This window comes from Foliimonas ilicis (assembly GCF_039939195.1).
GTDB classification, from domain to species: Bacteria; Pseudomonadota; Alphaproteobacteria; order Rhizobiales; family Rhizobiaceae; genus Foliimonas; species Foliimonas ilicis.
The window spans coordinates 562,176-588,163 of sequence record NZ_JBDUUH010000001.1; the positions used below are offsets into that span (position 1 = coordinate 562,176).

Below are 25,988 nucleotides of genomic sequence, written 5' to 3' on the forward strand. Positions count from 1 at the left end.
TTGTTTCAAATGGATGGAAGTGAATCGTCTCTATGGTGAAAAGCGTATTGGCAATGATCGGCGAGCGGGCAAACTCTGCAGTCCGGGCGTCGGAAATGGCAAACTGCTTGACCGAGAAGTTTGGTTACTACGTGCAGCTCCACAAGTTCGAAGGGAGACCATCCAACAGTCGCGGCCATCACGCAAGTGTAAGTCCTTTCAATATCGGCGTTCATCGGGGCGATTCCAAAACGCTGCAAGACCCGCATAACATGCGTGTCGACGACAAATGCCGGCATGTTCAGAGTGCTGAAATTCAAGGTTGATGCTGCCACCTTCCGGCCGACGCCTGGTAGGCGTTCAAGCCAATCGAGCGCTTGATCAACGGTCATATGCCCGAGAAATGTGAGGTCGAAATCGGGGTGGCCTTCATGGATTTGATTAAGTGTTTGCTTGACCTGACCAGCCTTTCGATCGGCATAGCTTACAATGGCAATAGTAGCCTCGATTTCTTCAGGTTCCGCCAGCAAAAGATCGATCCATGTCGGATATTTTCGGGTCAGGTTCTCATAGGCAGCGAGGGAATCGGCATCCTTTGTTCGGCTGCTGATCATCGACTTTACCAACTGGCCGATGGGTGCGCGGCGAAAAATTTCACGCTGCGGGCTGACAGGGCGAAGAGTGTCGCGCAGCAGCGTAATATCTGCACGAGCACCGAAATCGAATATCTCTTGCATAATTCATAATAAGAACAAACAAAGAACATTGCAATTGCCTTGAGTCGTTTTCCGTAATATCTTTTGCCGGAATGGCGGCCGGTGAAAGAACGCGGATGGCGAATATATTGTCGCCCAGGCTGAAGGCGATTGTGAACGCTCTGCCGATTGCCGAAGGCATGCGCGTGCTTGAAATCGGATGCGGGCCAGGTGCCGCGGCGCGCGAGATCGCCGCTCGTATCGGGCGTGGTCATGTCCTTGGGATCGACCGGTCTGCCAAGGCTATCGCGCAAGCCAAGTCGGCATCAGTTTCAGAAATTGAAGCCGGCAGACTGAGCTTTCGCCACATCGCGATTGAAGATTTTGAGCTGGCAACTGGTGAAGCTCGTTGCGATATTGCTTTTGCGGTTCGTGTAGGCGTGCTGGACGGACGTCACCCGGAAAACGAGCATCGCGCCCGTCAGCGAATTGCGGCCGCACTTGTTCCCGATGGCAGATTATTCATAGACGGTGGTGATCCGCTACAAGAGATATCTTGCTTTCTCTCTCCGCAAGGCTAGGAAAATCTATTGACCTATCCCTACCAGGGGGATAGCAATTGCGTATGACCGATCATGTTCACGCCTCGCATCCCGCTATCGTCAAACGGCTGAAGCGCGCCGAAGGCCACCTCCGAAGCGTTATCGCAATGATCGAAGGCGGGCGGCCCTGCCTCGACGTTGCTCAGCAACTCCATGCCGTCGAGAAGGCGCTGTCGCAGGCGAAGAAGACATTGATCCACGATCATCTCGATCACTGTCTTGAAGATGCAGTCGGGCCGTTGTCGCGCGAAAAACGTGGCGCGGTGGATGAGTTCAAGGAAATCGCGAAGTATCTTTGATGCTGGAAATTCTTCAAAGCCGCACCTACCGCCACCTTTTCTTTGCGCAGATTATTGCTCTGATCGGAACCGGACTGGCGACGGTGGCGCTCGGTCTTCTCGCGTTCGATCTGGCAGGCGATGAGGCAGGTGCAGTGCTCGGCACCGCGTTGGCCATAAAGATGATCGCCTATGTCGGTGTCGCGCCCATCGCCTCGGCTTTTGCAGAGCGTCTGCCGCGCCGGGGCATGCTGGTGACGCTCGATCTGGTTCGCGCCGGTGTTGCTCTGTTCCTGCCGTTCGTCACCGAAATCTGGCAGGTCTATCTGTTGATCTTCGTGCTGCAATCGGCTTCAGCCGCGTTTACCCCGACATTTCAGGCCACCATTCCAGACGTTTTGCCGGATGAGAAAGACTATACGCGGGCGCTGTCGCTCTCGCGGCTCGCCTATGATCTGGAGAGCCTGATCAGCCCGATGCTCGCGGCAGTGCTTTTGACAATCATCAGTTTTCACAATCTGTTTGCGGGGACAGTCGTCGGGTTCCTTGCTTCAGCCGCGCTGGTGATTTCCGTGGCGCTTCCGAGCCCTAAGCCATCAAAGCTGCGCGGCATCTACGACCGAACCACGCGCGGGCTTCGCATATATCTGGCAACGCCGCGTCTGCGTGGTCTGCTGGCCGTCAATCTGGGTGTGTCGTCAGCGGGAGCATTGGTGATCGTGAATACAGTCGTTTACGTGCAGGGCGCCTTCGGCCTTGATCAGAACCGTACCGCTTTGGCGCTGGCGGCATTTGGCGGCGGCTCGATGATTGCAGCTCTGTTTCTGCCAGGACTTCTGGAACGCATTGCTGATCGCACTGCAATGCTGGCGGGCGGTGCCCTACTCGCCGCAGGAACGCTTGGCGCGGCAACATTGTCATCCTACGGATGGTTGCTGCCACTATGGCTGGTGCTAGGTGTCGGTTATTCGCTGGCGCAGACGCCATCCGGCCGATTGCTTCGACGCTCCGCAAACCCGGAAGATCGCCCGGCATTGTTTGCTGCGCAGTTTGCGCTTTCGCATGCCTGCTGGCTGATCGCCTATCCGCTCGCCGGCTGGGCAGGTGCCAGTGTCGGCCTTCCGTTTGTGGCTATGCTGCTTGCGCTTCTTGCCGGGCTTTCATTGGCTGTCGCTATGCTGGTCTGGCCGGCTGACGACCCCGACAGCGTCGAACATACGCATGACGACCTGCCGGACAATCATCCGCATCTTTCGGGGATCGGTCACGGGCGGCGGCATGCACATGCTTTCGTGATCGACGATATGCATGCCGTTTGGCCACGCGAACGCTAAGGGCCAGAAGTTCTCTGGCCCTTGATGCTTTTTCGAATTCGGCCAGCCTATCTTCGAATGGCTCTGGCGACGGCAATGATGATGCAGGCACCGATGAACCCGGTGATCAGATAGCCGATCCAGCCGCCCAGAGAAATGCCGATCAGACCGAGAATGGCGTTCGCAATAATTGCGCCGACGATACCGAGCACAATGTTCATCAGAAGTCCCATATTCGACTTCATGAACATCTCGGCAAGCCAACCGGCGATGCCGCCGATTATGATTGCTGCGATCCAGCCAATACCAGCATCTTCCATCGAAAAGCCCTCTTAATGTTAAATCGGCGTGATCGCCGTTCACATAACGAGCTTACAGGTGTTCGGTTGCAACGTGCTGCGGCATGCCGTTACCTCCGAATATCTTTCTGTCACCGCTGACCCGCAATCGACTCTGAAAGCGTTGCAGTAATCAGGTCATATGCCGTAAGGCCGGGAAGGCGTGAGAAGAAGATGTTGCGATCGCCGGTCGGCGCCCATATCGACCATACGCTGACGACATAGAGGCGGCCTTCATGCCAGATCAGAGTGGCAAGGATGTCTCCCGCATCTTCGCTTGACTTGTCTTCGACGGAAAAGCGAAAATTCCGTGCCGCGACGCCTAAATTGGTGAATGCCGGGTCGTCTCCGCTGGAAACCGGCACGGCAGGTTTTGCATCAAGGGATTGCAGGACGAAGTAGTCACGAATGAGCGTCTTTCCCAATTCATCGAGGTCAGGCTGCTCCTTCATTTCCCGAACGGCGAGCCAGATCGCACCGACGCTTTTTTCGTCTTTCCGCCGCACGAGATGCAATTCTGCAGGAAGCGGTCCGTGGAAATCATTGATGGCGACGTTCCACAGATTCGGAACACTCAGGTTCATTTTTTCTGTGCCGATCGATATCGGCACGTCCTTCATTCCAGCCCCATAACCCGTTGGTTTCCCATCGGTGAAAGCAATGTGCGAAAGCATTGTGTTGGCGTAGTCCTGCGCCTTCGCGACCAGCGCGTCCGCAGCTTCAAGGTCTGTGGTCTTGCTGACATCGAAGATAAAATGCAGCGCGAGCACCTTGTTGCCGCGTGTGAAACATTGGCTGAAAGCGCCCTCCATGGGGCGGGAGCCATCCGATTTTGTGGCGAATATGCGCATGTCCGACAGATCGGGCGCGCTCTTCGTGGACCGTAAAGTGTAACCCGCGCTTTCAATTTCATAGGCACATACGCGCGATGCTGCAGCGGGAGCAACAAGGTCGAAAGCCGTGATGGTCACCTCAACAGGAACGTTTCCATCAACGGGTTGAATCTTGCCGACGATCTTGATCTTGCCGATCGTATCTGGGTCCGGCGAGCCTAATGCCACGGTTTCCACCGTGGCGCCGGGCGGAACGAGAGATTGGAAATTGATGTCTTCCGAACCGAAGTCGAATGTCTTGCGGACCCAGCCATTCTCGACGGGCTGAGCATCGTCAGAATTCGCATTTGGATGGACGGCCTCCTGCGCGGCCGCAGGCAACTTTCCGCTGAATATCACTGCTAATAACGCTGCGGCGAGGCCCCGCAATATCGTGCTTTTCACCGGCCTTGCCCTCCGTCGAAGCTCATGATCCATCCAGAGCCGGTCCCTTGCGAGCCGCCCTACAGGAAACTTTAACCGGGGTGCTTTCGATTCGCCATGCGCGCGAGAACGACATTTGGGTTCGCGCCGAACCGAGCGGGAACCAGATCGAGAACTATAGATGCAGAATTCAGGCTTTTAGCTTCAATTCAGAAGCGGGCGACAGGAAGCGGACTTCGTGCGCCGAGGCACAAATCTTGATCTCGTCGCCAAGCGACCATTCAGCCGCTCGCGCCGCCATCGCAGCAGGAACACCTTCTGAACCCGGACCGGCGGGAACGTCATAGGTCGCATGCGCGTCGTGAGGCAGCAGCACACCGTAACCATGCTCGATGGCTGCCCGCGCGGTCGCCGCAACGCACATTTCCGAAAGCATGCCGCACATCGCGACAGTTCGTATACCTTGGCCCGTAAGGATAGCGTGCAGGTCCGTACCATCGAACCCATTATCTTTCTTCTTTCGCACGACCTTCTCGTTTGGATGCGGCGGAAAGAATAGCGCCCACCCTGGTTGGAATGGCTCATCGGCGGCACCGACAGAGCCATCATTTTGAAGGAAGATCACAGGCGCTTTGGCGAGCCTGGCCTGCTCAAGCAGAAAGCCGATCATGGAAATGAGAAGCTTATGACCAGGAACGGCTTCAGGTCCCGAAACAAAAGCATTCTGGACATCGATGACGATCAGGGCATCGACGGCATCGATCGAGGTCGGGGCTGAAATCTGCATGCTTGTCTCGAAATTCTTTATTCTTGCAAAAGAGGATATGGTCACTTCTGCGACATATCAAAGCCCGGACATTTGAGACAGCGGCTTTCGGGTGAAGTCAGGCAAAGCGGAGATGCCGTGGGAGTCGAAGCGGAATTACTGCGCAGCGTCAGTAAACGACCGGAGCGGGTCCAGCCAAAACTACCATCGGCATTTGCGTAGCCCAGAAGATCGCGCTCTTAGAGGCCAATCATCGGCGAATGGCGGAGAGGGAGGGATTCGAACCCCCGATGAGCTTGCGCCCATGCCGCATTTCGAGTGCGGTGCATTCGACCACTCTGCCACCTCTCCGCGGGGTCGTGGAACGCCTTGCGGCGCGGCGCACTAGATAACGGCTGAATCTCTCATGCACAAGTCCTATTCGGCGCTTTATAATAGCTTCTTTGTGCCGTTGCCTTGACAGGACCGGAGGCTTTGTCTAGTGACAGCGCAGTCTGGCGTGGGGTCTCTCCGCGCCAGCATTGTTTATTGAACCCGCAGACTGAAAAAAAGACGGTCGAAACATCTTCGGATGATTCAAAAAGGCCGACAGAACAGCGAAAGGCAAAAAATGTTCGCAGTCATTAAAACGGGCGGCAAGCAGTATCGCGTAGCCGCCAACGACCTGCTCAAGGTCGAGAAACTAGACGGTCAGGTCGGCGACATCGTCGAAATCGGCCATGTTCTCGCTTATGGCGAGGGCGAAAACGTTACGATCGGCGCACCATTCGTCGAAGGCGCGGTAGTCACCGCAGAAGTCGTCCTGCAGGGCAAGACCCGCACGATCATCGCCTTCAAGAAGCGCCGTCGCCAGAATTCGCGTCGCAAGCAGGGCCATCGCCAGCTTCTGACGACTGTCCGGATTTCTGAAATCCTGACAGACGGTGCAAAGCCCTCGAAGAAGGCCGCTGCAAAGCCGGCCGCTGCGAAGGAAGAAAAGAAGGCAGCTCCCAAGGCTGCTGCGAAGGCAGAAACCGCATCGGTCGAAAATGACGATGTGTCGCTGATCAGCGGCGTCGGTCCGGCCCTCAAGAAGAAGCTCGAGGAAGCAGGCATCACCTCGCTCAAGCAGGTCGCCGACCTTAAGAAGAAGGACGCGGCGAAGCTCGACGAAGATCTGTCGCTGGGCGGCCGTATCGAGCGTGACGAGTGGGTCGTACAGGCCAAGGAGCTGCTGGCTGGTAAGCCGCCGCGCGCCAAGGTCGATCAGGAAGCCGCCGCCAAGTCGGACGGCGAGTAAGAACAAGGCTAAAGGAGAACAGCTATGGCACATAAGAAAGCTGGCGGTTCGTCGCGCAACGGTCGCGATTCAGAATCCAAGCGTCTTGGCGTGAAGAAGTTCGGTGGCGAGCGCGTCATTCCGGGCAACATCATCATTCGTCAACGCGGCACCAAGTGGCATCCCGGCACCAATGTAGGCATTGGCAAGGATCACACCCTTTTTGCGCTTCAGCAGGGCGCGGTTGCGTTTACGAAGAAAGCCAACGGCCGAACCTACGTATCGGTAAACCCGATGAGCGAAGCAGCGGAGTAGCCGGTTCCGCACCAAGACACCGGCGCCCCATCTCGGGACCGGTGTCTGGCAAATTCCAGAAAAAGCATCAGGGGAGATGGGTCGCCATCTCCCCTTTTTCTTTGCCTGGAGGATATTGAAATGGTTGCCGAATCTGAAGACACGGAAGATGAACGGTTCACGATAGAGTGCCCGCCGGTGCTGACGACCGAAAGGCTCGTTCTGCGTCCCCCGCACGAGGATGACATTGCCGATCTCGCATTCCTTGCCGACAATAGACATGTCGCGGGCATGCTGGCGCGTATGCCGCATCCTTACGGAGAGGCCGAAGCGCGTTCGTTCGTTGCCATGTCTCAAAACAAGCAGTCGGGCGCGGCCTATGCGGTGACGAAAGCCGACAATGGCGCGTTCGTCGGCTGCGCGGGCCTCAATGTGACGGATCGCGGGCTGGAACTCGGCTACTGGATTGGTGAGCCTTTCTGGAAAAAGGGCTATGCGACCGAAGCAGCGCACGCGCTGGTCGATCTGGCGTTCCGCGTTACCGGTACGAATGTGCTGCACGCTTCGTGCCGCGTCATCAATCCGGCGTCGCGCCGGGTGATCCACAAATGCGGATTCCAGTATGCGGGGCAGGGCATGCTGAACTCGATCGTCGCGGGACAGGTGCCTGTCGAGCGCTATCGTCTGGATCGCAAGACGTGGGTCAGCCTGCGGACCTGGGCGAGATCGTGACGGCATCCAAACCGGATGAAGTAAGTGGCTGGCATGCTGCTCACTTCATCTCGAACCAGACCGGTTGATGATCCGAGCCTTCCGCGTCCGCGTCGATCCAGACTTTTTCGACGCGCTCTGCAAGGCTCGCCTCGACAAAGGCGTAGTCGATAAGACGGTTCGTCTCCGGTTTTTTGGTATCGACCCAGCTTGTCGAACCTTCTGGCACTCCGCCGGCAAGCGTGAATACATCGACGGGATGATGGGCAACAATCTGGCGGCCTTCGGCATAATCGATCGCGCCGGTCATCAGCACATATTCAGGGGAGGTCTGAACCATGTTGAAATCGCCCATGACGACGAATTCGGATGGGCGGGGCAATTCCGGAAATCCATATTCGACGGAGCCGGTGATCGCACCGCCTTCCATCGGATAGGCATAAAGCCGTTCCTTCAGATATTTGATCTGTATGGATCGCTCTTCGAGGCTGACATGATCGACATGAACCGAATAGACGCGAAACGGACCGGATGGGGCCATGACGAGGGCTTCGAGTGCGGCGCGCTGAAGGTTGGCGCGGTTGATGCGACGTGTGCGCGGCAGGAGAATGCTGCGGCTCGACACGATCGGCCAGCGCGAAAAAATCATGTTGCCGAATTGGAGCCGCTTGTTTGCCGGCTTGCCGCTGTCGTTCAACATTCCGAAATCGATATCCATGGCTGGGCCGAAGACATGGAAATAGGTGTCCAGACGCTCGGCCAATTCGGCAACCATGTCGGCACCGCCATTGCGCATGAAGTTCCGTGTCACCTCCTGCAGGGCAATGATATCTGCGCCTTCGACGCTTCGGGCGATACGGTCGAGATCGTATTTTCTGTCGCGTCCGATGCCGTATTGCACATTGTAAGTGGCGAATTTCATGGAAACCCTCCCTATATTCCACCCAGCCCGCACTCGCGCTTGCCTGTCGTTTAGGTTAAGGCAGAGCTCAAAGAATTTAGCAGAAATCCACAAAAGATCGTTCGGCAATCATGAAATTTCTCGATCAGGCCAAGGTTCACATAAAATCCGGCGATGGCGGCGCAGGCTCCGTTTCGTTTCGCCGTGAGAAATTCATAGAGTTCGGCGGCCCGGATGGCGGTGACGGCGGGCGCGGCGGCGATGTCTGGGCAGAGACCGTAAACGGCCTCAACACGCTCATCGACTATCGCTATCAGCAGCATTTTCGCGCCAAGACCGGCGTTCATGGCATGGGCCGCAACCGTACCGGCGCCAAAGGCTCCGATGTCGTTTTGCGGGTTCCCGCAGGCACGCAGATTTACGAAGAAGACAATGAGACGCTGATTTGCGATATGACGGAAGTCGGCCAGCGTTTTCGTCTCGCTGCCGGTGGCAATGGCGGTTTTGGCAACCAGCATTTCAAGACATCGACCAATCAGGCGCCGCGCCGCGCAAATCCCGGCCTGCCGGGCGATGAGCGCGTTATCTGGCTGCGTTTGAAGCTGATCGCCGATGCGGGTCTCGTCGGGTTGCCGAATGCGGGAAAGTCTACATTCCTCGCGGCAGTGACGGCGGCAAAGCCGAAGATTGCCGATTATCCCTTCACGACGCTGCATCCCGGCCTCGGCGTCGCGCGCATCGATGCGCGTGAATTCGTGATTGCCGATATTCCGGGTCTGATCGAAGGCGCGCATGAAGGCGTCGGCATCGGTGATAGGTTCCTCGGCCATGTCGAGCGCACGCGCGTTCTGCTTCATCTTGTATCCGCGCAGGAAGAAGATCCCGCGAAGGCCTATAAGACCGTGCGCGGAGAGCTTGAAGCCTATGGTCACGGGCTGACGGACAAGCCTGAGATCGTGGCATTGAGCCAGGTCGATACGATCGGTCCTGACGAGCGCAAGAAAAAAGCCGCTGCGCTGAAGCGTGCGGCCGGGCATGCGCCATTGCTGCTTTCTGCCGTTTCGCGCGAAGGCATCGAGGCTGCCTTGCGCGGATTGATGATCGAGATCGAAGGCGCGCGCGGTGTCGAGGCGCCGGTCGAAGACACGCGCTGGCAATCGTAATTCGTCTGTTTCGGAATATTGTGCGTCATGACCACCGTCTCGCTCAAAAATTATCGGCGCATCACGGTCAAGATCGGGTCGGCTCTCCTTGTCGATCGGCAGAGCGGGTTGAAGCGCGAATGGCTGGCATCGCTGGCTGACGACGTTGCTGCGCTGGCTGAATCCGGCGCGGAAGTTCTTGTCGTTTCTTCCGGTGCAATTGCGCTTGGACGCACAATCCTCGGCCTTGGCAAGCGCGCTTTGAAGCTTGAGGAAAGTCAGGCGGCGGCGGCTGTCGGGCAGATCGCGCTTGCGGGAGCATGGTCGGAAGAGCTTGGCCGCAAGGGCATCATATCGGGGCAAATTCTGGTGACGCTTGGCGACACGGAAGAGCGCCGCCGCTATCTCAATGCGCGCGCGACGATTTCCACACTGCTCAAGATGAAGGCCGTGCCGGTCATCAATGAAAACGACACGGTCGCAACGAGCGAAATCCGCTATGGCGACAATGACAGGCTGGCGGCCCGCGTGGCTACCATGATGGGCGCCGATCTCCTGATCCTGCTTTCGGATATTGACGGGCTTTATACCGCGCCGCCTGCATTCGATCCTCAAGCGAAATTCATCCCCGTGGTGGACAGCATAACGCCGGATATCGAGGCGATGGCAGGTGCTGCGGCCTCCGAGTTGTCGCGCGGCGGCATGCGCACAAAGCTCGATGCAGGCAAGATCGCCAACGCTTCGGGTGCGGCGATGATTATCACCTCCGGCACGCGGCTCAATCCGCTGGCTGCGATTGATCGCGGCGAACGCTCGACCTATTTCAAGCCAAGCAGCAATCCGGTCAAAGGCTACAAGACCTGGATTGCGGGACAGTTGGAGCCTGCGGGCCGGCTGACCGTCGATTCAGGTGCGGTGCGTGCATTGTCGTCGGGAAAATCGCTGCTGCCGGCGGGCGTTCGTCTTGTCAGCGGCAATTTCTCGCGCGGCGATACGGTGGCGATACTGGACCCGGAGGGTCGCGAGGTGGCGCGAGGGCTTGTTGCCTATGATGCCGCCGATGCCGTAAGAATTGCTGGACTGAAGACTGCGGAGATCGAAACCGTGCTTGGCTATGAAGCGCGCTCCGCAATGATCCACCGGGACGACCTTGTTATGAGTCGCGCCGCCCAATCGGCGCAAAACGAAGGATAGACCATGCTGACCGTGCATGAAGACGCTCGCGAAGACACGATTGCCCTGATGGCCGAAATCGGCCGCCGGGCTCGGGCCGCTGCGCGACCGTTGGCCATCGCATCGGCAGAGCGCAAGCATGCGGCCCTCGTCGGCATGGCGCAGGCAATTATTGCAAAGCAGGACGAGATACTCGCCGCCAACGCGATCGACATGCAAAATGGCGAGGAAGCCGGTCTCACCAGCGCGTTGATGGATCGATTGAAGCTGACGCCGGACCGTATTCGCGACATGGCAGACGGTGTTCGCGCGATTGCCGAATTGCGCGATCCGGTTGGCGATGTGATCGCGGAGTGGGACAGGCCGAACGGACTTCATATAGAGCGCGTGCGCACGCCGCTCGGCGTTATCGGCGTGATTTATGAGAGCCGCCCGAATGTCACGGCGGATGCCGGTGCGCTTTGCCTCAAGGCGGGCAATCCGGTCATTTTGCGTGGCGGTTCGGATTCGGTGAATTCCTCAGCGGCGATTTACGAATGTCTAGTCGAGGGCCTGAAATCGGCCGACCTGCCCGAAGCCGCAATTCAATATGTCCCGACCACTGACCGCGCCGCCGTTGGCGAGATGCTGAAGGGCCTGTCCGGCAATCTGGACGTGATCGTGCCGCGTGGCGGCAAGGGTCTTGTGGGCCGTGTACAATCGGAAGCGCGGGTGCCGGTTTTCGCTCATCTCGAAGGCATCTGCCATCTCTACATCGACAAATCGGCGAAGCTCGATATGGCCGTGTCGATTGCGGTCAATGCCAAGATGCGCCGCACCGGTATCTGCGGGTCTGCCGAAACATTGCTGATCGACAGGGCAGTCGCTGCGACGCATGTCGAGCCGATCCTGACGGCGCTTCGCAAGGCGGGCTGTGAGGTGCGAGCCGATGCCGAAGTGCAGAAGCTCTTTGCCGATTCAGTGCCTGCAACGGACGCTGATTGGACGACCGAATATCTCGATGCGATCATTTCGGTGAAGCTCGTCGATGGTGTGGAAGGCGCGATAGAACATATCGAAACGCACTCCTCGCATCACACGGAGGCGATCGTCGCCGAGGATGCGGGCGCGGTCGAGAAGTTCTTCAACGAGATCGACTCGGCAATCCTGCTGCACAACGCCTCGACGCAATTCGCTGATGGCGGCGAGTTCGGCATGGGCGGCGAAATCGGCATCGCGACCGGCAAGATGCATGCGCGCGGTCCGGTCGGGGTGGAGCAATTGACCTCGTTCAAATATCGCGTTCGCGGCTCAGGCCAGACGCGGCCTTGAGAATTGAGCAAGCATCCCGGATCATCATTTGACGATGTGGCTGTGCGGCATCTGCGCATGCCGCATGTCGAAAAAGGCATGCAGGTCGGCCTGTTCGGCGGGTCGTTCAATCCGGCGCATGCGGGGCATTCGCTGGTCGCGGAAATCGCTTTGCGCAGACTGGCGCTCGATCAGCTCTGGTGGATGGTCACGCCCGGAAATCCGCTGAAGAGCACGCGCGAACTGGCACCCCTTTCCAGGCGTCTCAAATTATCGGAAGGGATCGCAAAAGATCCGCGGATCAAGGTCACGGCGTTCGAGGCGAGTTATAATGTGCGCTTCACCGCCGATACGCTCGCGCTGATCAAGGCGCGCAATCCGGGCGTCGAATTCGTCTGGATCATGGGAGCCGACAATCTGCGCGACTTTCATCGCTGGCAAAGCTGGCGGCAGATCGCGATGACTTTCCCCATTGCTGTGATCGACCGCCCCGGCGCCACGCTCGCCTTCCTGTCATCGATGCTTGCCAAGACGTTCGATTATGCACGTATCGACGAGATAGACGCACCGCGTCTTGCGCGAATGAAGGCGCCGGCGTGGACCTTCATTCACGGCCCGCGCTCATCGCTTTCATCGACTGCTATTCGCCTGCAGGCAGAGGCTCAGTAACATTGCGATAGGTCACTTCGTGATGCGGAAGCGGTATGGAAATGCCGCGCGCATCGAATGTCGTCTTGGCCTTCTTGGTCAGGTCCAGTTTCGTCGTCCAGAAGTCCGCGCCGGAGGTCCAGTAGCGAAGCGTTACAATGACGGCGCTTTCACTTAACTCGGCGACATAGGTGTCCGGCGCAGGGTCTTTATAGACGCGCTCGTCGCTCGTCGCGATTTCGAGTAGTGTTTTCTGCGCGATGTCCACGTCTTCGCTGAAGCCGACACGCATGATGATGTCGTTCCGACGCACACCGTTTCTTGTGTAGTTGATCACCGGCTGGTTCCAGAGATTGGAATTGGGCGCGAGGATATAGACGCCGTCCAAGGCGCGTAGTGTGGTTGCGAACAGGCCGATTTCTTCAATAGTTCCAGAAACACCGCCCACTTCGACATATTCGCCGATACGAAACGGGCGCAGGGCCAGAAGCATGATGCCTGCAGCAATGTTCTGCAGCGTTCCCTGAAGCGCCAGGCCGACGGCCAGACCGATTGCGCCGATCGCGGCAATGATCGACGCCGTCTGGACACCGAACTGGCCGAGAACCATGACGACGACGAGAACGAGCACCGCGTAGCGCGCGATTTTCGAGAAGAAATGGCAAAGCGTGGAATCGAAACCGCGAATACGGCTCAATCCGGCAAATACGGCGCGCTGGATCATTCCGGCAACGAAATAACCTGCACAAAGAAGCAGAATCGCACCCAGAACGGAGAAGAAATAGGTGACGGCCAATGCGCTTATCTGGCCGATTCCGACCTGTAGGGTGGTTATCGCGGTCTGCGGGTCGAGTTCCAAAACAATCTCCTTGTGCAGTATTAAAAGGTACAAGCCATCAGGCTTTGATGCGTTCCTGTTCGAATTGATGATGGGTGATGGCGAAGGGAATAACGCAAAAGGGCGGCTGCATCAAAGGTTGAGGGCTGTTGCGTCTTGAAACTGTTGCCCGACTCTGCCTATCTATAAACCATCATCGTAATCCTGCGATGATACAGTTGTTCCTGTTTCGAAAGGAAAGACGCTGAGAACAGCACTGCGGAAGAAGGCAGAACCATTGCCTTCACCGGCCGGGATAGGCGAAAGTGAAGCCATTACCCGCGCCTTGAACACTGTCCTTGCCAGTCTCGAAGACTCCAAGGCAGAAAATATTGTCTCAATCGACATCCAGAAGAAATCCAGCCTCGGCGATTATATGGTCGTGGCTTCTGGTCGTTCGCACCGCCATGTCGCGGCTGTGGCAGATCATCTCCTGACTGCGCTCAGCGAAGCTGGCCTGGGCAAAGCACGGGTTGAGGGTCTAACCGGCGCTGACTGGGTTCTGATCGATGCCGGTGACATAATCGTCCACGTTTTCCGTCCTGAAGTCCGCGACTTCTACAATCTCGAAAAGATGTGGCAGGCACCGGATCTGGAGGAAGAGACGGTTCACTGAACCGCTCTTTTAAGACGCGGATATGAGACTATCGATACATGCCGTGGGCCGTATGAAAGCGGGCCCCGAAAGGGAACTTGCGGACCGGTATTTCGATAGGCTCGGCAAAAGCGGTGCGTCGGTAGGGCTCGACTTTACCGGCGTGGTGGAGATTGCCGAAAGCCGCGCCCGCGATGCCGATGAGCGCAAGCGCGATGAAGCCGCAAAGCTTCAGGCCGCACCGGGTTCGGTGCTTTGGCTTCTCGATGAACGCGGCAAGAATATTTCCTCGGAAGATTTTGCAGGCAGGCTGGGTGCGCTTTGCGATCAGGGCGCGCGCGGGCTGACGATTGCAATCGGCGGACCCGATGGGCACGACGCGGCACTGCGCCAGCAGGCTGATTTCGTTCTGTCTTTCGGTGCGTTGACGTGGCCGCACCAGATCGTGCGGGTGCTTTTGGCCGAGCAGCTTTACCGGGCAACGACGATACTTTCCGGCCACCCCTACCATCGAAGCTAGAAACTCTCGAAGACCAAACGGAATTTCGCCAAATTGACACGCGAAAGCTGTGGCTGAGGGTCATAATGACGGTGGCTGCGATTTATGGTTGATGGTTCGTTAACGAACCCGTCGCTAATGTCTCTGCAAACAACAAGCGGCCAATGAGCGGCACGAAGGCGAATATGTTTCTCGCTCCAACACTGAAACAGGGTCTGAAAGGCCCCTTGCGTGGCTGGTTTGCCGCGTTGTTTCTGGTTGCTGCCATACCTGCTTTGCATGCGCAGGAGGCTACTCCTGCTTCCGTCGAAGACAGCCGTTCCGAATATGAGCGCATTTCGCGCGAAGTAAGCCTTTCTGCCGAGCGTATGGAAGAAATGGAAACGGATATTGCCGCGATCCGCAAGGACCATGCGACGATCACCGCCGCTCTCATCCAGTCCGCCAAGACCGAAAAGAAGCTTTCGCAGGACATCGATGACATCGGCGGAAAGCTGGAAGGCCTGAAAGAGCAGGAAGAAGCGATCCGGCTTTCGCTGAACGAGCGCCGGGGCGTATTGGCGGAGGTTCTGGGTGCTTTGCAGCGCATGGGGCTCAATCCGCCGCCGGCAATTCTCGTGAAGCCGGAAGATGCGCTGTCATCCGTGCGAAGTGCTATTCTGCTGGGAGCCGTGGTGCCGGAACTTCGCTCCGAGACCAAAATTCTTTTGACCGATCTGAAAGAGCGGTCGCGCATTGTCGCGTCTATCGAAACAGAGCGAGCACGTCTCGTAAGCTCAGTCGAGGAGCAGGCGGCAGAGAAGAAAAAGCTCGAATTGCTGCAGGAAGAAAAGCTGAAGCTGCAGGGCGAGACCGAGACGGCACTTGCCGAAGAGCAGCGCCGCTCCGAAGAGCTGGCCGCGCGCGCCGGAAGCCTGCAAGAGTTGATCGCCTCGTTCGAAAAGCAGGCGGAAGACGACCGCAAGGCGCAGGAAGCCGCTTTGAAGGCTGAAACCGATCGTCAAAAGCGCGAAGATGCGCTGGCTGCACTTCCCAATGCGAATAGCCTCGTTTCCACACCGTTCTCGGCACTTAAAGCGCAGGTTTCCTTGCCTGTTCCGGGCCGTGTGAAGCAGCGTTTCGGAGCGAAAGACGGTAACGGCGGTGTGATGCAGGGCGACATGCTTGCGACACAATCCGGCGCAATCGTGACGGCGCCGGCTGACGGCACTATTCTTTATGCGGGGCCGTTCCGATCTTACGGACAACTCTTGATCCTGAACGCAGGTGACGGCTATCATATAGTTCTGGCGGGGATGACCAGAATCAGTGTTGCGTCGGGTCAGGCCGTTCTTTCAGGCGAACCGATAGGCGCGATGGGGGAGGCCAGGGTGGCGAGCACCTCGGCTGCGGCAAGTGAAACGAGCGCACCGGAGCTCTATGTTGAGTTCCGCAAAGATGGAAAACCCGTCGATCCGACCCCGTGGTGGGCGGAGCGTCTTTCTGGAAGGACCGGGAATGATACGTAAATTATCGCTTCTGTTTGCTGGCGCGCTCATGGGCGCATCTGCAATGAGCCTCGTCTATGGTTCGCCGGGCTCGACCGCCAATGCGGCAGGGGCGGAAACCTACAGGCAGCTTGCCATTTTCGGCGATATCTTCGAGCGCGTGCGGGGCCAGTATGTCACGCCGCCTGATGAGAAGTCGCTTGTCGAGAATGCCATCAACGGCATGCTGACATCGCTTGATCCCCATTCTTCCTACCTCAATCCGGATGCTGCCAAAGATATGCGCGTCCAGACCAAGGGCGAATTCGGCGGCCTCGGTATCGAAGTCACGATGGAAAACGAGCTGGTCAAGGTCATCAGCCCGATGGATGATACGCCTGCAGCCAAGGCTGGCGTTCTTGCCGGCGATTTCATTTCCAAGATCGACGGCGACGAAGTTCGCGGCATGACGCTGAACGACGCTGTCGAAAAGATGCGCGGTCTCGTCAATACGCCGATCAAGCTGACCATCCTGCGCGAAGGCGCGGACAAGCCGATCGAGCTGACGGTCGTGCGTGACATCATCAAGGTCAAGGCGGTCAGGTACCGGGTCGAAAACGACGTCGGCTACATGAAGATCAATTCCTTCACCGAAAAGACGTTCGATGATCTGCAAGCCGCGATCAACGAGATGAAGAAGGATATTCCGGCTGACAAGCTCAAGGGCTATGTGCTGGATCTGCGTCTCAATCCGGGCGGTCTTCTCGATCAGGCAGTCAGCGTTTCCGACACGTTCCTTGATCGTGGCGAGATCGTTTCGACCCGCGGCCGCGATCCGAAGGACATTACACGCTTCGATTCACGCCCCGGCGATCTGACCGATGGCAAGCCGCTCGTCGTTCTCATCAATGGCGGTTCGGCCAGTGCTTCGGAAATCGTGGCAGGTGCGCTGCAGGATCATCGCCGCGCGACGGTCGTCGGCACGCAGTCCTTCGGCAAGGGTTCGGTGCAGACCATCATTCCGCTTGCGGAAAACGGTGCGCTGCGTCTGACCACGGCGCTCTATTACACGCCGTCCGGCAAGTCGATCCAGGGCAAGGGCATCACGCCTGACATCAAGGTCGACCAGCCATTGCCGCCTGAACTTCAGGGTCGCGACGTGAGCCGCGGCGAATCCGACCTCAAGGGCCACATCAAGGGCGCCGAAGAGGAAGATACGGGCTCGGGTTCAGCGGCTTATGTACCGCCGGAAGCCAAGGACGACATTCAGCTCAACTACGCACTCGAACTGCTGCGTGGCGAGAAGACCGATCCGGCGTTCCCGCCGAATCCGGACAAGGCTGTAATGAACAACCAGTAAGAGGCTTTACGTCGGCTCCGGGCATTCGGGGGCCAGCCGGCGAACCTCACGGTCAAGCGTATCCGCCGGGTCTAAGCCCGGCGGAATTTGCCGTAAAAAGCATCTCCCGCCGGTAGAGGGTGCGGCTTGTCGCAAGCGCAAAAAGACATCGACCGTCCGCTTGGGCAGCCGAAATCCGGTAAAAAGCTGACAGGTGGCCGGGTAAAATTCGGTCCGCTCAACATTACGTTGAGCCTCATGGCGCTGGCGGTCTTTGCCGGTTCTGCCACAATTGCTTTTCGAGAAAAGCCATTCCGCTCTCCGCCGGTCGCTGTCGTTACTACGCCCGAAGTCGCTGCGGTAAGCACGCCTGTTCAACCTGCGCCGCAGGTTTCTGCCGCGTCGAGGCCGGACGGCCCGGCGATCATCCGCGTCAATCCAGATCAGAATTCCGGCGAGGGCGTCGTGGTCATCCGCGATCCGTCTGCCGTTGGCCAGAATCCGCGTGTCGCGCATCTGCCCGACAAGGATTTGATCGAACAGACGGATGCCGGTCCCCTGCCTGTTCGCGCAATGGATGGACGCCGCCCGTTCGATGTTTATGCGAGGCCATGGTCCGGCGCGCGCGGTGCACGCATTACGATCGTGCTCGGCGGTCTCGGTCTTTCCCAGACGGGAACCCAATCGGCAATCGAGAAGCTTCCGCCAGAGATCACGCTGGCCTTCGCGCCGCAAGGCAACAGCATCGGCCGGTGGATGCAGGCAGCACGGCAAAAAGGGCATGAAATCGTCATGCAATTGCCGCTTGAGCCATTCGACTATCCGAACGTCACGCCAGGCCGCAACACGCTGACGGTTGACGGCGGTACCGAGGAAAACCTCAAAAACCTGCGCTGGACGCTTTCACGTACGACCAATTACACCGGCGTCATGAACTATATGGGTGCGCGGTTCTCGACCGATGCCGGAGCCTTCGGGCCGGTTATGGCGGAGCTTGGCAAGCGCGGCCTTCTCTATCTCGATGACGGCTCTTCGGCACGCAGTCTTGCGCCTGCATTGGCGCTTGAAAACAGCGTGCCTTTCGCTTCCGGTGACAATTCGATCGATGCGGTGCGAGACCGGAGCGCGATCATGAGCAAGCTCGACGAGCTGGAGCGCATTGCGCGTGCAAAGGGATTTGCCATCGGAACCGGCTCCGCCTTCGACATGACGGTCGATGCGGTGGTTTCATGGGCCGCGGAAGCACGCCGGCGGGGCATTGAAATCGTGCCGGTTTCCGCGCTGGCAGCGGACCCCGAAAAAGGATGAACTGATGACGAAAAAGACGGTCGCGCCTGAGGATTTGCCATACCGGCCATGCGTTGGCGTCATGGTGCTGAACAGCGAAGGGCTGGTATGGGCGGGCCGGCGCATTCACGTCAAAGACGGCGAGATGACGGGTGCGACGCAGCTTTGGCAGATGCCGCAAGGCGGCATCGACAAGGGCGAAGACCCGCTGCCTGCCGCCTATCGCGAGCTTTACGAGGAAACCGGCATGAAGTCCGTTTCCCTGCTCGCCGAGGCACCGAATTGGATTAATTACGATCTTCCACCGCATCTTCTGGGCATCGCGCTCAAGGGCAAATATCGCGGCCAGACGCAGCGCTGGTTCGCCTTCCGCTTCGAGGGCGATGAAAGCGAAATCGCCATCGATCCGCCGCCCGGCGGTCACGAGGCCGAGTTCGACCAATGGGCGTGGAAACCCATGTCCGAGCTTCCCGACTTGATCGTGCCGTTTAAACGCAAGGTCTATGACGAGGTGGTCGCGGCGTTCCGGCATCTGGCGCAATAGCCACAGTCTGGCGCAATGCAAAGGGCGACGATCGGCGTTGAGTTCTTTCCGTTCCCGAACTACGGATAGGGGATGTTGGAAGTGCTTTTAAAATGAACCGCAATTTGAACAGGACCGGCGAGGTGTCAGCCGGGCTGGTGCAAGCCGGTGCGGTCCTGACAGCCGATCTTGGTGCGATACGCGCGAATTACCGGACGCTCAAAACCCGTCTCGGCGGCAAGTCCTGCGCTGCGGTCGTCAAGGCGGACGGCTACGGCCTCGGTACTGGAGAGGTCGCGCGCGCCTTGCTTGCCGAAGGCTGCGACACATTCTTCGTGGCCCATGTCAACGAGGGTTTCGCATTGCGCGATGCGCTTGGCCAACAGCCTGTCATCTACATTCTGAATGGCGTATCTCCCGGCGCCGAAGCTGCCTGTGTCGATGCAAATCTCCGCGCCGTGCTCAACAGCCGCGCGCAACTCGATGCATGGCGGACTGAGGCGCAGCGTCGCGGCGCGTCGCTTGCAGCCGCTATTCAGGTCGACAGCGGCATGTCGCGGCTCGGTATGTCGCCGGATGAAGTCGAGGCGATCGCCCTTGATCCATCATTGCTTCAGGGTATCGATGTTTCGCTCGTCATGAGCCATCTTGCCTGCGCGGATGAGCCGGATCATCCCGCCAATGAAGCGCAGAGGACAGCGTTCGAATTGCTGCGCAAGCTGTTGCCGAACGCTCCCGCATCGCTTGCGAATTCATCCGGCATATTTCTTGGACCCGATTTCCATTTCGATCTCGCGCGCCCCGGTGCGGCGCTCTACGGCATCAATCCGACGCCCGGAAAGCCCAATCCGATGCGAGCCGTGGTGAAGCTGGAGGCGAAAGTCATTCAGACGCGGGTTGTGGAGGCGGATATCGGCGTCGGATATGGCCACACATTCCGCAGCAGGGCGCCGCTCCGGCTTGCTACGATTTCGCTTGGCTATGCAGATGGGTGGCGCAGAAACGCCGTCATGAGTGCGTGGTTTAACGATATCGAACTGCCGTTTGCCGGGCGTGTTTCGATGGACAGCATCATTCTGGACATTTCGGGGCTGCCTGAAAATGCGCTCAAACCGGGTGATCTGGTCGAGCTGATCGGCCCGCATCAAAGCGTGGATGATGTTGCGGCGGCGGCCGGTACGATCGGCTACGAGATACTTACGAGTCTGGCCCATCGTTTCCACCGCATCTATGCCGGCTCATGACACGATGCTGCGTCGATCCTGTCCTTGACAAAGACCGGCGGTTCTACGACCCTCTCCCTATGAGGAAGACTGCGTACACCAACCGCACAATCGTCTTCCGGGTCTGCCCCATCGCGGGATCATAGCCCCGGAGGCGGACGCTATGCGCCGTCTGTCTTCAGGGGCACCTTCAAACGCATGATCTGAACAACGCCAGCTCGACCGGCAGGTCGCAGGCGTTCGTGAACAATTGCCGCTTTTGCGGCTGACGGTCGCTGCCTTCGGCGCGCCGTCGCAGACCAATAGAGGTTTTTAAAAATGCGCGAAAATCTGAAAGAGCGCCGCGCCCACAAGATCGTCGTCAGCACAATCGACCATCCGCGCCTGACCGGCATTGCCAATGCGGCATTGGGCCGATTGCCTGAGCTTGCGGAAGAATTGCTGTCGGAGATGGAGCGCGCTCGCATTGCGCCTGCAGAGCGTATTCCTGCCAATACGGTGCAGATGGGATCGAAGGTCGCCTACAAGGCCGATGACGGCGAGGTGAAGCACATCACGCTCGTCTATCCGGGCGAGGCGGATATCGAGCAGGGCAAGGTGTCGATCCTCACTCCGTTGGGAACGGCGCTGATCGGGCTTTCCGAAGGCCAAGCCGTCACCTGGACAGCGCGCAACGGCAAGAGGCTGAGCGTCGAGATTATCGAGGTGAACCAGAATGCGTGACGCGAGAGGATTTATCCGTCATTGCCTGCCGCCGCCTGATCCCGTTGTCGGAGGCGAATCATGATGAATTTTTGCGAATTGACGAGCAAGGATCACGCGATACTCGAAGTGATGCATGAGCGCAGTTCGGCTCTCGGCGAACCGATCGCGCCGATGCTGCGTGAAAAGCTTGCCAGCGCGCGCGTGGTTTTGCGCGACGAGGTCCACCCTGACGTCGTTACACTGAATAGCCGCGTTCTGTTCAACGTTGACGGCGGCGTTGCGCAGACGCGCATCGTCGTTCAGGGCGAATTGCGTGCGCTGGTCGGAATGACAATTCCGCTCGCGACGCCGCTTGGTATCGCACTGCTCGGTCTTTCGCCGGGACAGGCGGCGACCATAGAACGCTCCGATGGAAGTCTCGAAACCGTGCATTTGGAACGGGTTCTCTATCAGCCTGAAGCGGCCAAGCGCGGCATGCTGAAAGGCAAGGCCGCCATGGCGGCGAATGCCAGGTCGAGGCCTGGATTCCCGCGTCTGGTCTATAGTTCGGACGGGCCTGTCCTCAACACTGGCTTGCAGCCGAATGCTGCGCGAGGTTATGACGATGAGGGGCCGGGTCCATCGGCGGCTTAGGATGTAACGAGATTCAAATGATGACTGCCTGCAAATGACGGTTTTCTGCGCTTCCGGTGCTCACGTACCAATGTACGCTCCGCTCCGGTTCTCGAAAACCACCATTTTCGGCAAGTCCTAATCTGAATCTCGATACATCCGAACTACACTTGCAGGACGGAGACTACCTTCAATGAAAGTTCTTGTGCTCGGAAGCGGCGTGATCGGCGTCACGACTGCCTATTATCTGGCCGAGGCCGGGCATGAGGTCGAGATCATCGACCGTCAAAGCGGCCCGGCGCTGGAAACCAGCTTCGCAAATGCGGGCGAGGTTTCGCCGGGCTATTCTGCGCCTTGGGCCGGGCCTGGAGTTCCGCTCAAGGCGATCAAATGGCTGCTCATGCGCCATGGACCGTTGGTGCTGAAACCCAATTTCGATCCGGCCATGTGGTCCTGGGTTCTCCAGATGCTGCGCAACTGCACGTCGGCGCGCTATGCGGTCAACAAGGCGCGCATGGTGCCGATTGCCGAATATAGCCGCGACTGCCTGCGCGCGCTGCGTGAGGCGACCGGCATCTCCTATGATGACCGCGCGCAGGGAACGTTGCAGCTTTTCCGCACGCAGAGCCAAGTTGATGGAACGGGCGACGACATCGAGGTGCTGAAGCAATTCGGCGTGCCTTATGAAGTGCTCGATCCCGCAGGCTGCATCGCGGCAGAACCGGCGCTCGCAAACGTCCGCGACAAGATCAAAGGCGGCTTGCGTCTGCCGGGCGATGAAACCGGCGATTGCCAGATGTTCACCGAAAGGCTCGCATCCATGGCGACGGAGCGGGGCGTTTCCTTCCGTTTCGGCGTGAATATCGAGAAGATCGTCTCGGAATGCGGCAAAATAACCGGAGTTCTGACCGATTCAGGGCTCGTTACCGCGGATGCCTATGTCGTCGCGCTCGGCAGCTTTTCGCCGATCCTGCTGCGCCCGATCGATATTTCGATCCCGGTCTATCCGGTGAAAGGCTATTCGATCACCGTGCCGATCACCAATCCTGACGGTGCACCCGTTTCGACGGTCATGGATGAAAGCTACAAGGTGGCGATCACCCGGCTCGGCAATCGCATCAGGGTGGGCGGGACGGCTGAAATTTCGGGCTACGATCTCAAGCTTGATCCCGCACGGCGCGCGACGCTCGAATTTTCGGTCGGCGATCTGTTCGGCTCTGGCGGGCCGATTTCGGAAGCGACTTTCTGGTCCGGCCTGCGCCCGATGACGCCGGACGGTCCGCCAATCATCGGCAAGACCCGTTATTCCAATCTCTATCTCAATACCGGTCACGGCACACTTGGCTGGACGATGTCCTGCGGTTCCGGCCGGGTTCTGGCGGATATTATTTCGGACAAGACGCCGGATATCGACGTCAAGGACTTGTCGATTACACGGTACGGCTAAGTCAGACGAAGAGTCCGCGCTCTTTTTCGACGAGTTTGGTGATGAACTCGGCCACTGCCTGAATGCGGCGCAGTGGCCGCATGGATTCATGATAAACCAGCCAATAGGCACGCTTTATCGGTGGTGCGGCGTTTACCGGCACGATGTCCGGCACGGCGCGCGCGATAAACGAATGCAGAATGCCGATGCCTGCGCCTGAACGCACCGCCTCGACCTGTCCGAGCGCGGAAGAGATGGAAAAGCCTGCGCTCCATTCGGCACTGAATTCTCCCGCATAGTCGAGTGATGGGCCAACCACGAGGTCCGGCACATAGCCGACCAGCCTGTGCGCGCTTAGTTCGGCTGGCGTTTGCGGGTTTCCGTGCGCTTCCAGATAGGAGCGCGATGCAAAAAGGCCGAGCGTATAATCGACCAGCTTGCCTGCCACGAGCCGTCCCTCGGTCGGGCGTTCGGTGGTGATTGCGATGTCCGCCTCACGGCGCGACAGCGAAAAGCTGCGCGGCACCGGCACGAGCTGAATTGCAAGGTCCGGGTGAAGCGCGGTCAAGGCGCCGAGGCGCGAGGCAAGGAACGCAACGCCGAAACCATCCGGCGCGCCTATACGCACGGTGCCAGAAAGATCGTCGCCTTCGCTGGCGATCTCCGCCCGCGCCGCAATCATGTCTGCTTCCATGCGCTCAGCGATTTCCAGAAAGCGCTCTCCGGCGGGGGTTAGTTCGCTGCCGGTGGTCAGGCGGCGGAAAAGTTTTGCCTTCAGGGCGTCTTCAAGTGCGGCTACCCGTCGGGAAACGGTGGCATGGTTCAGGCCCAGCCTTCGCGCTGCGCCCAGAATTTGGCCAGCACGCGCTACGGCTAGAAAGATGCGGGCGTCGTCCCAGTTCATTGTTGGTTTGTGAGGTGGTTTGCACCCCCCTCTGGGCTGCCGCCCATCTTCCCCTCAAGGGGGGAGATTAGCCAATCGCCAACGTCAAAACTGCTGATCTCCCCCCTTGAGGGGAAGATGGGCGGCAGCCCAGAGGGGGGTGCATCCTGCATCGAGGTGTCCTTGATCACGTGACTGGCAAGCTAGCATTTGCGTCATTTCATATTCAACGCCCTCTCGCGCATTATTTTACGCACAACGGATGCTTTTCCGCTGGCGTTGCAATGCGAGCCTCGAAGCAGTTGAATGCGCTCAACCAATCAAGGGAGAGAAATCATGGTCGATTACGGACATTTCATCGGCGGCAAGAATGTCGCTGGTACCAGCGGGCGCAGCCAGGATGTGCTGCAGCCTATGGATGGCACGGTTCGCGGCAAGGTGGCGCTGGCTTCGCGCAGCGAACTGGATGCGGCAGTTGCAAACGCAAAAGCTGCGTTTCCGGCATGGTCGGCAACCAACCCGCAGCGCCGCGTGCGTGTCCTCATGAAGTTCCTCGAACTCGTCCATAAGGAATATGACTCACTTGCCGAGCTTCTGGCGCGCGAGCATGGCAAGACGATTGCCGACGCAAAGGGCGACATCCAGCGCGGCCTCGAAGTGGTCGAGGTCTGCATCGGCGCGCCGCATATGCTCAAGGGCGAATTCACCGATGGCGCAGGCCCCGGCATCGACACGTTTTCCATGCGCCAAGCGCTTGGCGTCGTGGCCGGTATCACGCCTTTCAACTTCCCAGCCATGATCCCGCTTTGGAAAATCGCACCGGCAATCGCCTGCGGCAACACCTACATCCTTAAGCCTTCGGAGCGTGATCCGGGCGTACCGATGCGCATTGCGGAACTCTTCCTTGAAGCTGGCCTTCCGGCTGGCGTGCTGAATGTCGTCAATGGCGACAAGGAAGTTGTCGATGCGATCCTCGACCATCCGGACGTTAAGGCGATCGGCTTCGTTGGTTCGACACCGATTGCGCAGTACATCTATTCGCGTGGCTGCGCGAACGGCAAGCGTGTCCAGTGCTTTGGCGGCGCGAAGAACCACGCCATCATCATGCCGGATGCCGATATGGACCAGACCGTAGATGCGCTGATCGGCGCGGGCTTCGGTTCGGCTGGCGAGCGTTGCATGGCGGTTTCGGTCGCCGTTCCGGTCGGGCAGGAGACAGCCGACAGGCTGGTCGAAAAACTCATTCCGCGCATTGAAAGCCTGAAAGTCGGTCCTTCGACGGATTCGTCTGCCGATTTCGGTCCGTTGGTGACGCGCGAAGCGCTGGAACGCGTCAAAGGCTATGTCGATATTGGCGTCAAGGAAGGCGCGAAGCTCGTCGTCGATGGCCGTGGCTTCAAGATGCAGGGCTATGAGAACGGCTTCTATATGGGCGGCTGCCTGTTCGACAATGTCACCGCCGACATGCGCATCTATAAGGAAGAGATCTTCGGCCCGGTTCTCTCCGTTATCCGCGCACCGACTTACGAGAATGCCATCAAACTCGCGAACGAGCACGAATATGGCAATGGCGTCGCGATCTTCACGCGTGATGGCGATGCAGCGCGCGATTTTGCCAGCCGCGTTCAGGTCGGCATGGTCGGTATCAACGTTCCGATCCCGGTTCCGATTGCCTATTACACGTTCGGTGGCTGGAAAGGCTCGTCCTTCGGCGATCTGAACCAGCATGGCCCGGATGCATTCCGCTTCTACACGAAGACCAAGACGGTCACGTCGCGCTGGCCGAGCGGCATCAAGGATGGAGCAGAGTTCGTCATTCCGACAATGAACTAGGCTTCACAGGCAGGAATTAAGAAAAAGCGCGGTGAAAACCGCGCTTTTTTCGTTTCCATCAGATGAAAGGCGGCTC

General features: G+C 58.5%; 28 protein-coding genes and 1 tRNA gene. 21 read left to right on the top strand and 8 right to left on the bottom strand.

Features of this window, described 5'->3' with window-relative positions:
- Positions 1–5 precede the first annotated feature (5 nt).
- Complete coding sequence (locus ABFT80_RS02740) at positions 6–716, bottom strand: endonuclease III domain-containing protein (RefSeq protein WP_347970322.1); 711 nt, start codon at positions 714–716, stop codon at positions 6–8.
- 95 nt (positions 717–811) lie between these two features.
- Here ABFT80_RS02740 and ABFT80_RS02745 point away from each other — a divergent pair, with 95 nt between their 5' ends.
- Genes ABFT80_RS02745 through ABFT80_RS02755 form a run of 3 tightly spaced genes read left to right on the top strand, consistent with a single transcriptional unit; the run spans position 812 to position 2,888 of the window.
- Complete coding sequence (locus tag ABFT80_RS02745) at positions 812–1,255, top strand: class I SAM-dependent methyltransferase (RefSeq protein ID WP_347970820.1); 444 nt, start codon at positions 812–814, stop codon at positions 1,253–1,255.
- 44 nt (positions 1,256–1,299) lie between these two features.
- Positions 1,300–1,575: a metal-sensing transcriptional repressor gene (locus ABFT80_RS02750; protein WP_347970323.1), complete on the top strand. Its 276-nt coding sequence runs from the start codon at positions 1,300–1,302 to the stop codon at positions 1,573–1,575.
- Positions 1,575–2,888, top strand: a complete 1,314-nt coding sequence (locus tag ABFT80_RS02755) for an MFS transporter (protein ID WP_347970324.1) — start codon at positions 1,575–1,577, stop codon at positions 2,886–2,888. The genes ABFT80_RS02750 and ABFT80_RS02755 overlap by 1 nt, the downstream gene beginning before the upstream one ends.
- A 47-nt stretch (positions 2,889–2,935) precedes the next feature.
- On the opposite strand, the gene ABFT80_RS02760 is transcribed toward ABFT80_RS02755, so the two are convergent.
- The 4 genes from ABFT80_RS02760 to ABFT80_RS02775 all read right to left on the bottom strand — a co-directional run bounded on the left by ABFT80_RS02760 (position 2,936) and on the right by ABFT80_RS02775 (position 5,578).
- Positions 2,936–3,187 carry a GlsB/YeaQ/YmgE family stress response membrane protein gene (locus ABFT80_RS02760; protein ID WP_347970325.1) on the bottom strand — a complete coding sequence of 84 codons (252 nt, stop codon included), beginning with the start codon at positions 3,185–3,187 and terminating at the stop codon, positions 2,936–2,938.
- A gap of 110 nt (positions 3,188–3,297) precedes the next feature.
- Positions 3,298–4,482: a hypothetical protein gene (locus tag ABFT80_RS02765; protein WP_347970326.1), complete on the bottom strand. Its 1,185-nt coding sequence runs from the start codon at positions 4,480–4,482 to the stop codon at positions 3,298–3,300.
- Between the two features lie 169 nt (positions 4,483–4,651).
- On the bottom strand, positions 4,652–5,248 hold the full coding sequence (locus tag ABFT80_RS02770; protein WP_347970327.1) for an isochorismatase family protein: 597 nt from the start codon (positions 5,246–5,248) through the stop codon (positions 4,652–4,654).
- 240 nt (positions 5,249–5,488) lie between these two features.
- Positions 5,489–5,578, bottom strand: a tRNA-Ser gene (locus ABFT80_RS02775).
- A gap of 259 nt (positions 5,579–5,837) precedes the next feature.
- On the opposite strand from ABFT80_RS02775, the gene ABFT80_RS02780 reads away from it, so the two are divergent.
- From ABFT80_RS02780 to ABFT80_RS02790, 3 genes are all read left to right on the top strand, one after another.
- Positions 5,838–6,506: a 50S ribosomal protein L21 gene (locus ABFT80_RS02780; RefSeq protein ID WP_347970328.1), complete on the top strand. Its 669-nt coding sequence runs from the start codon at positions 5,838–5,840 to the stop codon at positions 6,504–6,506.
- 24 nt (positions 6,507–6,530) lie between these two features.
- Positions 6,531–6,800: a 50S ribosomal protein L27 gene (gene rpmA / locus ABFT80_RS02785; RefSeq protein WP_347970329.1), complete on the top strand. Its 270-nt coding sequence runs from the start codon at positions 6,531–6,533 to the stop codon at positions 6,798–6,800.
- Between the two features lie 120 nt (positions 6,801–6,920).
- Positions 6,921–7,511 carry a GNAT family N-acetyltransferase gene (locus ABFT80_RS02790; protein ID WP_347970330.1) on the top strand — a complete coding sequence of 197 codons (591 nt, stop codon included), beginning with the start codon at positions 6,921–6,923 and terminating at the stop codon, positions 7,509–7,511.
- A 40-nt stretch (positions 7,512–7,551) separates the two neighbouring features.
- Here the strand turns inward: ABFT80_RS02790 and ABFT80_RS02795 are convergent, their stop codons facing one another.
- Positions 7,552–8,412, bottom strand: coding sequence for an endonuclease/exonuclease/phosphatase family protein (locus ABFT80_RS02795; RefSeq protein WP_347970331.1), 861 nt, complete (start codon positions 8,410–8,412; stop codon positions 7,552–7,554).
- A 110-nt stretch (positions 8,413–8,522) separates the two neighbouring features.
- Between ABFT80_RS02795 and obgE the strand changes: the two genes are divergently transcribed.
- The 4 genes from obgE to ABFT80_RS02815 are packed head-to-tail and all read left to right on the top strand — an operon-like array spanning position 8,523 to position 12,665.
- The gene (gene obgE, locus ABFT80_RS02800) at positions 8,523–9,554 is read left to right on the top strand and encodes a GTPase ObgE (protein ID WP_347970332.1); all 1,032 of its coding nucleotides are present in this window, start codon (positions 8,523–8,525) and stop codon (positions 9,552–9,554) included.
- Positions 9,555–9,581: 27 nt separating this feature from the next.
- Complete coding sequence (gene proB, locus ABFT80_RS02805) at positions 9,582–10,727, top strand: glutamate 5-kinase (protein WP_347970333.1); 1,146 nt, start codon at positions 9,582–9,584, stop codon at positions 10,725–10,727.
- Between the two features lie 3 nt (positions 10,728–10,730).
- Positions 10,731–12,017 (top strand): glutamate-5-semialdehyde dehydrogenase, encoded by a 1,287-nt coding sequence (locus ABFT80_RS02810; protein WP_347970334.1) that lies wholly within the window; start codon positions 10,731–10,733, stop codon positions 12,015–12,017.
- A gap of 57 nt (positions 12,018–12,074) precedes the next feature.
- The gene (locus ABFT80_RS02815) at positions 12,075–12,665 is read left to right on the top strand and encodes a nicotinate-nucleotide adenylyltransferase (RefSeq protein ID WP_347970821.1); all 591 of its coding nucleotides are present in this window, start codon (positions 12,075–12,077) and stop codon (positions 12,663–12,665) included.
- On the opposite strand, the gene ABFT80_RS02820 is transcribed toward ABFT80_RS02815, so the two are convergent.
- Complete coding sequence (locus ABFT80_RS02820) at positions 12,637–13,503, bottom strand: mechanosensitive ion channel family protein (RefSeq protein WP_347970335.1); 867 nt, start codon at positions 13,501–13,503, stop codon at positions 12,637–12,639. The genes ABFT80_RS02815 and ABFT80_RS02820 overlap by 29 nt on opposite strands.
- Positions 13,504–13,759: 256 nt before the next feature.
- Between ABFT80_RS02820 and rsfS the strand changes: the two genes are divergently transcribed.
- From rsfS to ABFT80_RS02870, 10 genes are all read left to right on the top strand, one after another.
- The gene (rsfS, locus tag ABFT80_RS02825; RefSeq protein ID WP_347970336.1) at positions 13,760–14,137 is read left to right on the top strand and encodes a ribosome silencing factor; all 378 of its coding nucleotides are present in this window, start codon (positions 13,760–13,762) and stop codon (positions 14,135–14,137) included.
- A 22-nt stretch (positions 14,138–14,159) separates the two neighbouring features.
- A complete protein-coding gene (gene rlmH / locus ABFT80_RS02830; protein WP_347970337.1) occupies positions 14,160–14,636 on the top strand; it encodes a 23S rRNA (pseudouridine(1915)-N(3))-methyltransferase RlmH in 477 nt (158 codons plus the stop codon).
- A 143-nt stretch (positions 14,637–14,779) separates the two neighbouring features.
- Positions 14,780–16,123, top strand: coding sequence for a murein hydrolase activator EnvC family protein (locus ABFT80_RS02835; RefSeq protein ID WP_347970338.1), 1,344 nt, complete (start codon positions 14,780–14,782; stop codon positions 16,121–16,123).
- The gene (locus ABFT80_RS02840; protein ID WP_347970339.1) at positions 16,113–17,441 is read left to right on the top strand and encodes a S41 family peptidase; all 1,329 of its coding nucleotides are present in this window, start codon (positions 16,113–16,115) and stop codon (positions 17,439–17,441) included. The genes ABFT80_RS02835 and ABFT80_RS02840 overlap by 11 nt, the downstream gene beginning before the upstream one ends.
- Before the next feature lie 126 nt (positions 17,442–17,567).
- Positions 17,568–18,728 carry a divergent polysaccharide deacetylase family protein gene (locus ABFT80_RS02845; RefSeq protein WP_347970340.1) on the top strand — a complete coding sequence of 387 codons (1,161 nt, stop codon included), beginning with the start codon at positions 17,568–17,570 and terminating at the stop codon, positions 18,726–18,728.
- Positions 18,729–18,732: 4 nt separating this feature from the next.
- Entirely contained in the window at positions 18,733–19,251 is a 519-nt protein-coding gene (locus ABFT80_RS02850; protein WP_347970341.1) for an RNA pyrophosphohydrolase, read from the top strand.
- Between the two features lie 92 nt (positions 19,252–19,343).
- On the top strand, positions 19,344–20,474 hold the full coding sequence (gene alr / locus ABFT80_RS02855) for an alanine racemase (RefSeq protein WP_347970342.1): 1,131 nt from the start codon (positions 19,344–19,346) through the stop codon (positions 20,472–20,474).
- A gap of 297 nt (positions 20,475–20,771) precedes the next feature.
- The gene (gene rnk / locus ABFT80_RS02860) at positions 20,772–21,176 is read left to right on the top strand and encodes a nucleoside diphosphate kinase regulator (RefSeq protein WP_347970343.1); all 405 of its coding nucleotides are present in this window, start codon (positions 20,772–20,774) and stop codon (positions 21,174–21,176) included.
- 60 nt (positions 21,177–21,236) lie between these two features.
- Positions 21,237–21,791: a nucleoside-diphosphate kinase gene (locus tag ABFT80_RS02865; protein WP_347970344.1), complete on the top strand. Its 555-nt coding sequence runs from the start codon at positions 21,237–21,239 to the stop codon at positions 21,789–21,791.
- Between the two features lie 172 nt (positions 21,792–21,963).
- Entirely contained in the window at positions 21,964–23,217 is a 1,254-nt protein-coding gene (locus tag ABFT80_RS02870; protein ID WP_347970345.1) for a D-amino acid dehydrogenase, read from the top strand.
- 1 nt (position 23,218) lies between these two features.
- Here the strand turns inward: ABFT80_RS02870 and ABFT80_RS02875 are convergent, their stop codons facing one another.
- A complete protein-coding gene (locus ABFT80_RS02875; RefSeq protein ID WP_347970346.1) occupies positions 23,219–24,100 on the bottom strand; it encodes a LysR family transcriptional regulator in 882 nt (293 codons plus the stop codon).
- A gap of 315 nt (positions 24,101–24,415) precedes the next feature.
- Between ABFT80_RS02875 and ABFT80_RS02880 the strand changes: the two genes are divergently transcribed.
- Entirely contained in the window at positions 24,416–25,912 is a 1,497-nt protein-coding gene (locus ABFT80_RS02880; protein WP_347970347.1) for a CoA-acylating methylmalonate-semialdehyde dehydrogenase, read from the top strand.
- The last annotated feature ends 76 nt before the right edge of the window (positions 25,913–25,988 follow it).

Coding starts and splice junctions, on each gene's coding strand:
- ABFT80_RS02740 (WP_347970322.1), bottom strand. CDS start 716: ATGCAAGAGATATTCGATTTCGGTGCTCGTGCAGATATTACGCTGCTG.
- ABFT80_RS02745 (WP_347970820.1), top strand. CDS start 812: ATGGCGAATATATTGTCGCCCAGGCTGAAGGCGATTGTGAACGCTCTG.
- ABFT80_RS02750 (WP_347970323.1), top strand. CDS start 1,300: ATGACCGATCATGTTCACGCCTCGCATCCCGCTATCGTCAAACGGCTG.
- ABFT80_RS02755 (WP_347970324.1), top strand. CDS start 1,575: ATGCTGGAAATTCTTCAAAGCCGCACCTACCGCCACCTTTTCTTTGCG.
- ABFT80_RS02760 (WP_347970325.1), bottom strand. CDS start 3,187: ATGGAAGATGCTGGTATTGGCTGGATCGCAGCAATCATAATCGGCGGC.
- ABFT80_RS02770 (WP_347970327.1), bottom strand. CDS start 5,248: ATGCAGATTTCAGCCCCGACCTCGATCGATGCCGTCGATGCCCTGATC.
- ABFT80_RS02780 (WP_347970328.1), top strand. CDS start 5,838: ATGTTCGCAGTCATTAAAACGGGCGGCAAGCAGTATCGCGTAGCCGCC.
- rpmA (WP_347970329.1), top strand. CDS start 6,531: ATGGCACATAAGAAAGCTGGCGGTTCGTCGCGCAACGGTCGCGATTCA.
- ABFT80_RS02790 (WP_347970330.1), top strand. CDS start 6,921: ATGGTTGCCGAATCTGAAGACACGGAAGATGAACGGTTCACGATAGAG.
- ABFT80_RS02795 (WP_347970331.1), bottom strand. CDS start 8,412: ATGAAATTCGCCACTTACAATGTGCAATACGGCATCGGACGCGACAGA.
- obgE (WP_347970332.1), top strand. CDS start 8,523: ATGAAATTTCTCGATCAGGCCAAGGTTCACATAAAATCCGGCGATGGC.
- proB (WP_347970333.1), top strand. CDS start 9,582: ATGACCACCGTCTCGCTCAAAAATTATCGGCGCATCACGGTCAAGATC.
- ABFT80_RS02810 (WP_347970334.1), top strand. CDS start 10,731: ATGCTGACCGTGCATGAAGACGCTCGCGAAGACACGATTGCCCTGATG.
- ABFT80_RS02815 (WP_347970821.1), top strand. CDS start 12,075: ATGCCGCATGTCGAAAAAGGCATGCAGGTCGGCCTGTTCGGCGGGTCG.
- rlmH (WP_347970337.1), top strand. CDS start 14,160: ATGAGACTATCGATACATGCCGTGGGCCGTATGAAAGCGGGCCCCGAA.
- ABFT80_RS02835 (WP_347970338.1), top strand. CDS start 14,780: ATGAGCGGCACGAAGGCGAATATGTTTCTCGCTCCAACACTGAAACAG.
- ABFT80_RS02840 (WP_347970339.1), top strand. CDS start 16,113: ATGATACGTAAATTATCGCTTCTGTTTGCTGGCGCGCTCATGGGCGCA.
- ABFT80_RS02850 (WP_347970341.1), top strand. CDS start 18,733: ATGACGAAAAAGACGGTCGCGCCTGAGGATTTGCCATACCGGCCATGC.
- alr (WP_347970342.1), top strand. CDS start 19,344: ATGAACCGCAATTTGAACAGGACCGGCGAGGTGTCAGCCGGGCTGGTG.
- rnk (WP_347970343.1), top strand. CDS start 20,772: ATGCGCGAAAATCTGAAAGAGCGCCGCGCCCACAAGATCGTCGTCAGC.
- ABFT80_RS02865 (WP_347970344.1), top strand. CDS start 21,237: ATGATGAATTTTTGCGAATTGACGAGCAAGGATCACGCGATACTCGAA.
- ABFT80_RS02870 (WP_347970345.1), top strand. CDS start 21,964: ATGAAAGTTCTTGTGCTCGGAAGCGGCGTGATCGGCGTCACGACTGCC.
- ABFT80_RS02875 (WP_347970346.1), bottom strand. CDS start 24,100: ATGAACTGGGACGACGCCCGCATCTTTCTAGCCGTAGCGCGTGCTGGC.
- ABFT80_RS02880 (WP_347970347.1), top strand. CDS start 24,416: ATGGTCGATTACGGACATTTCATCGGCGGCAAGAATGTCGCTGGTACC.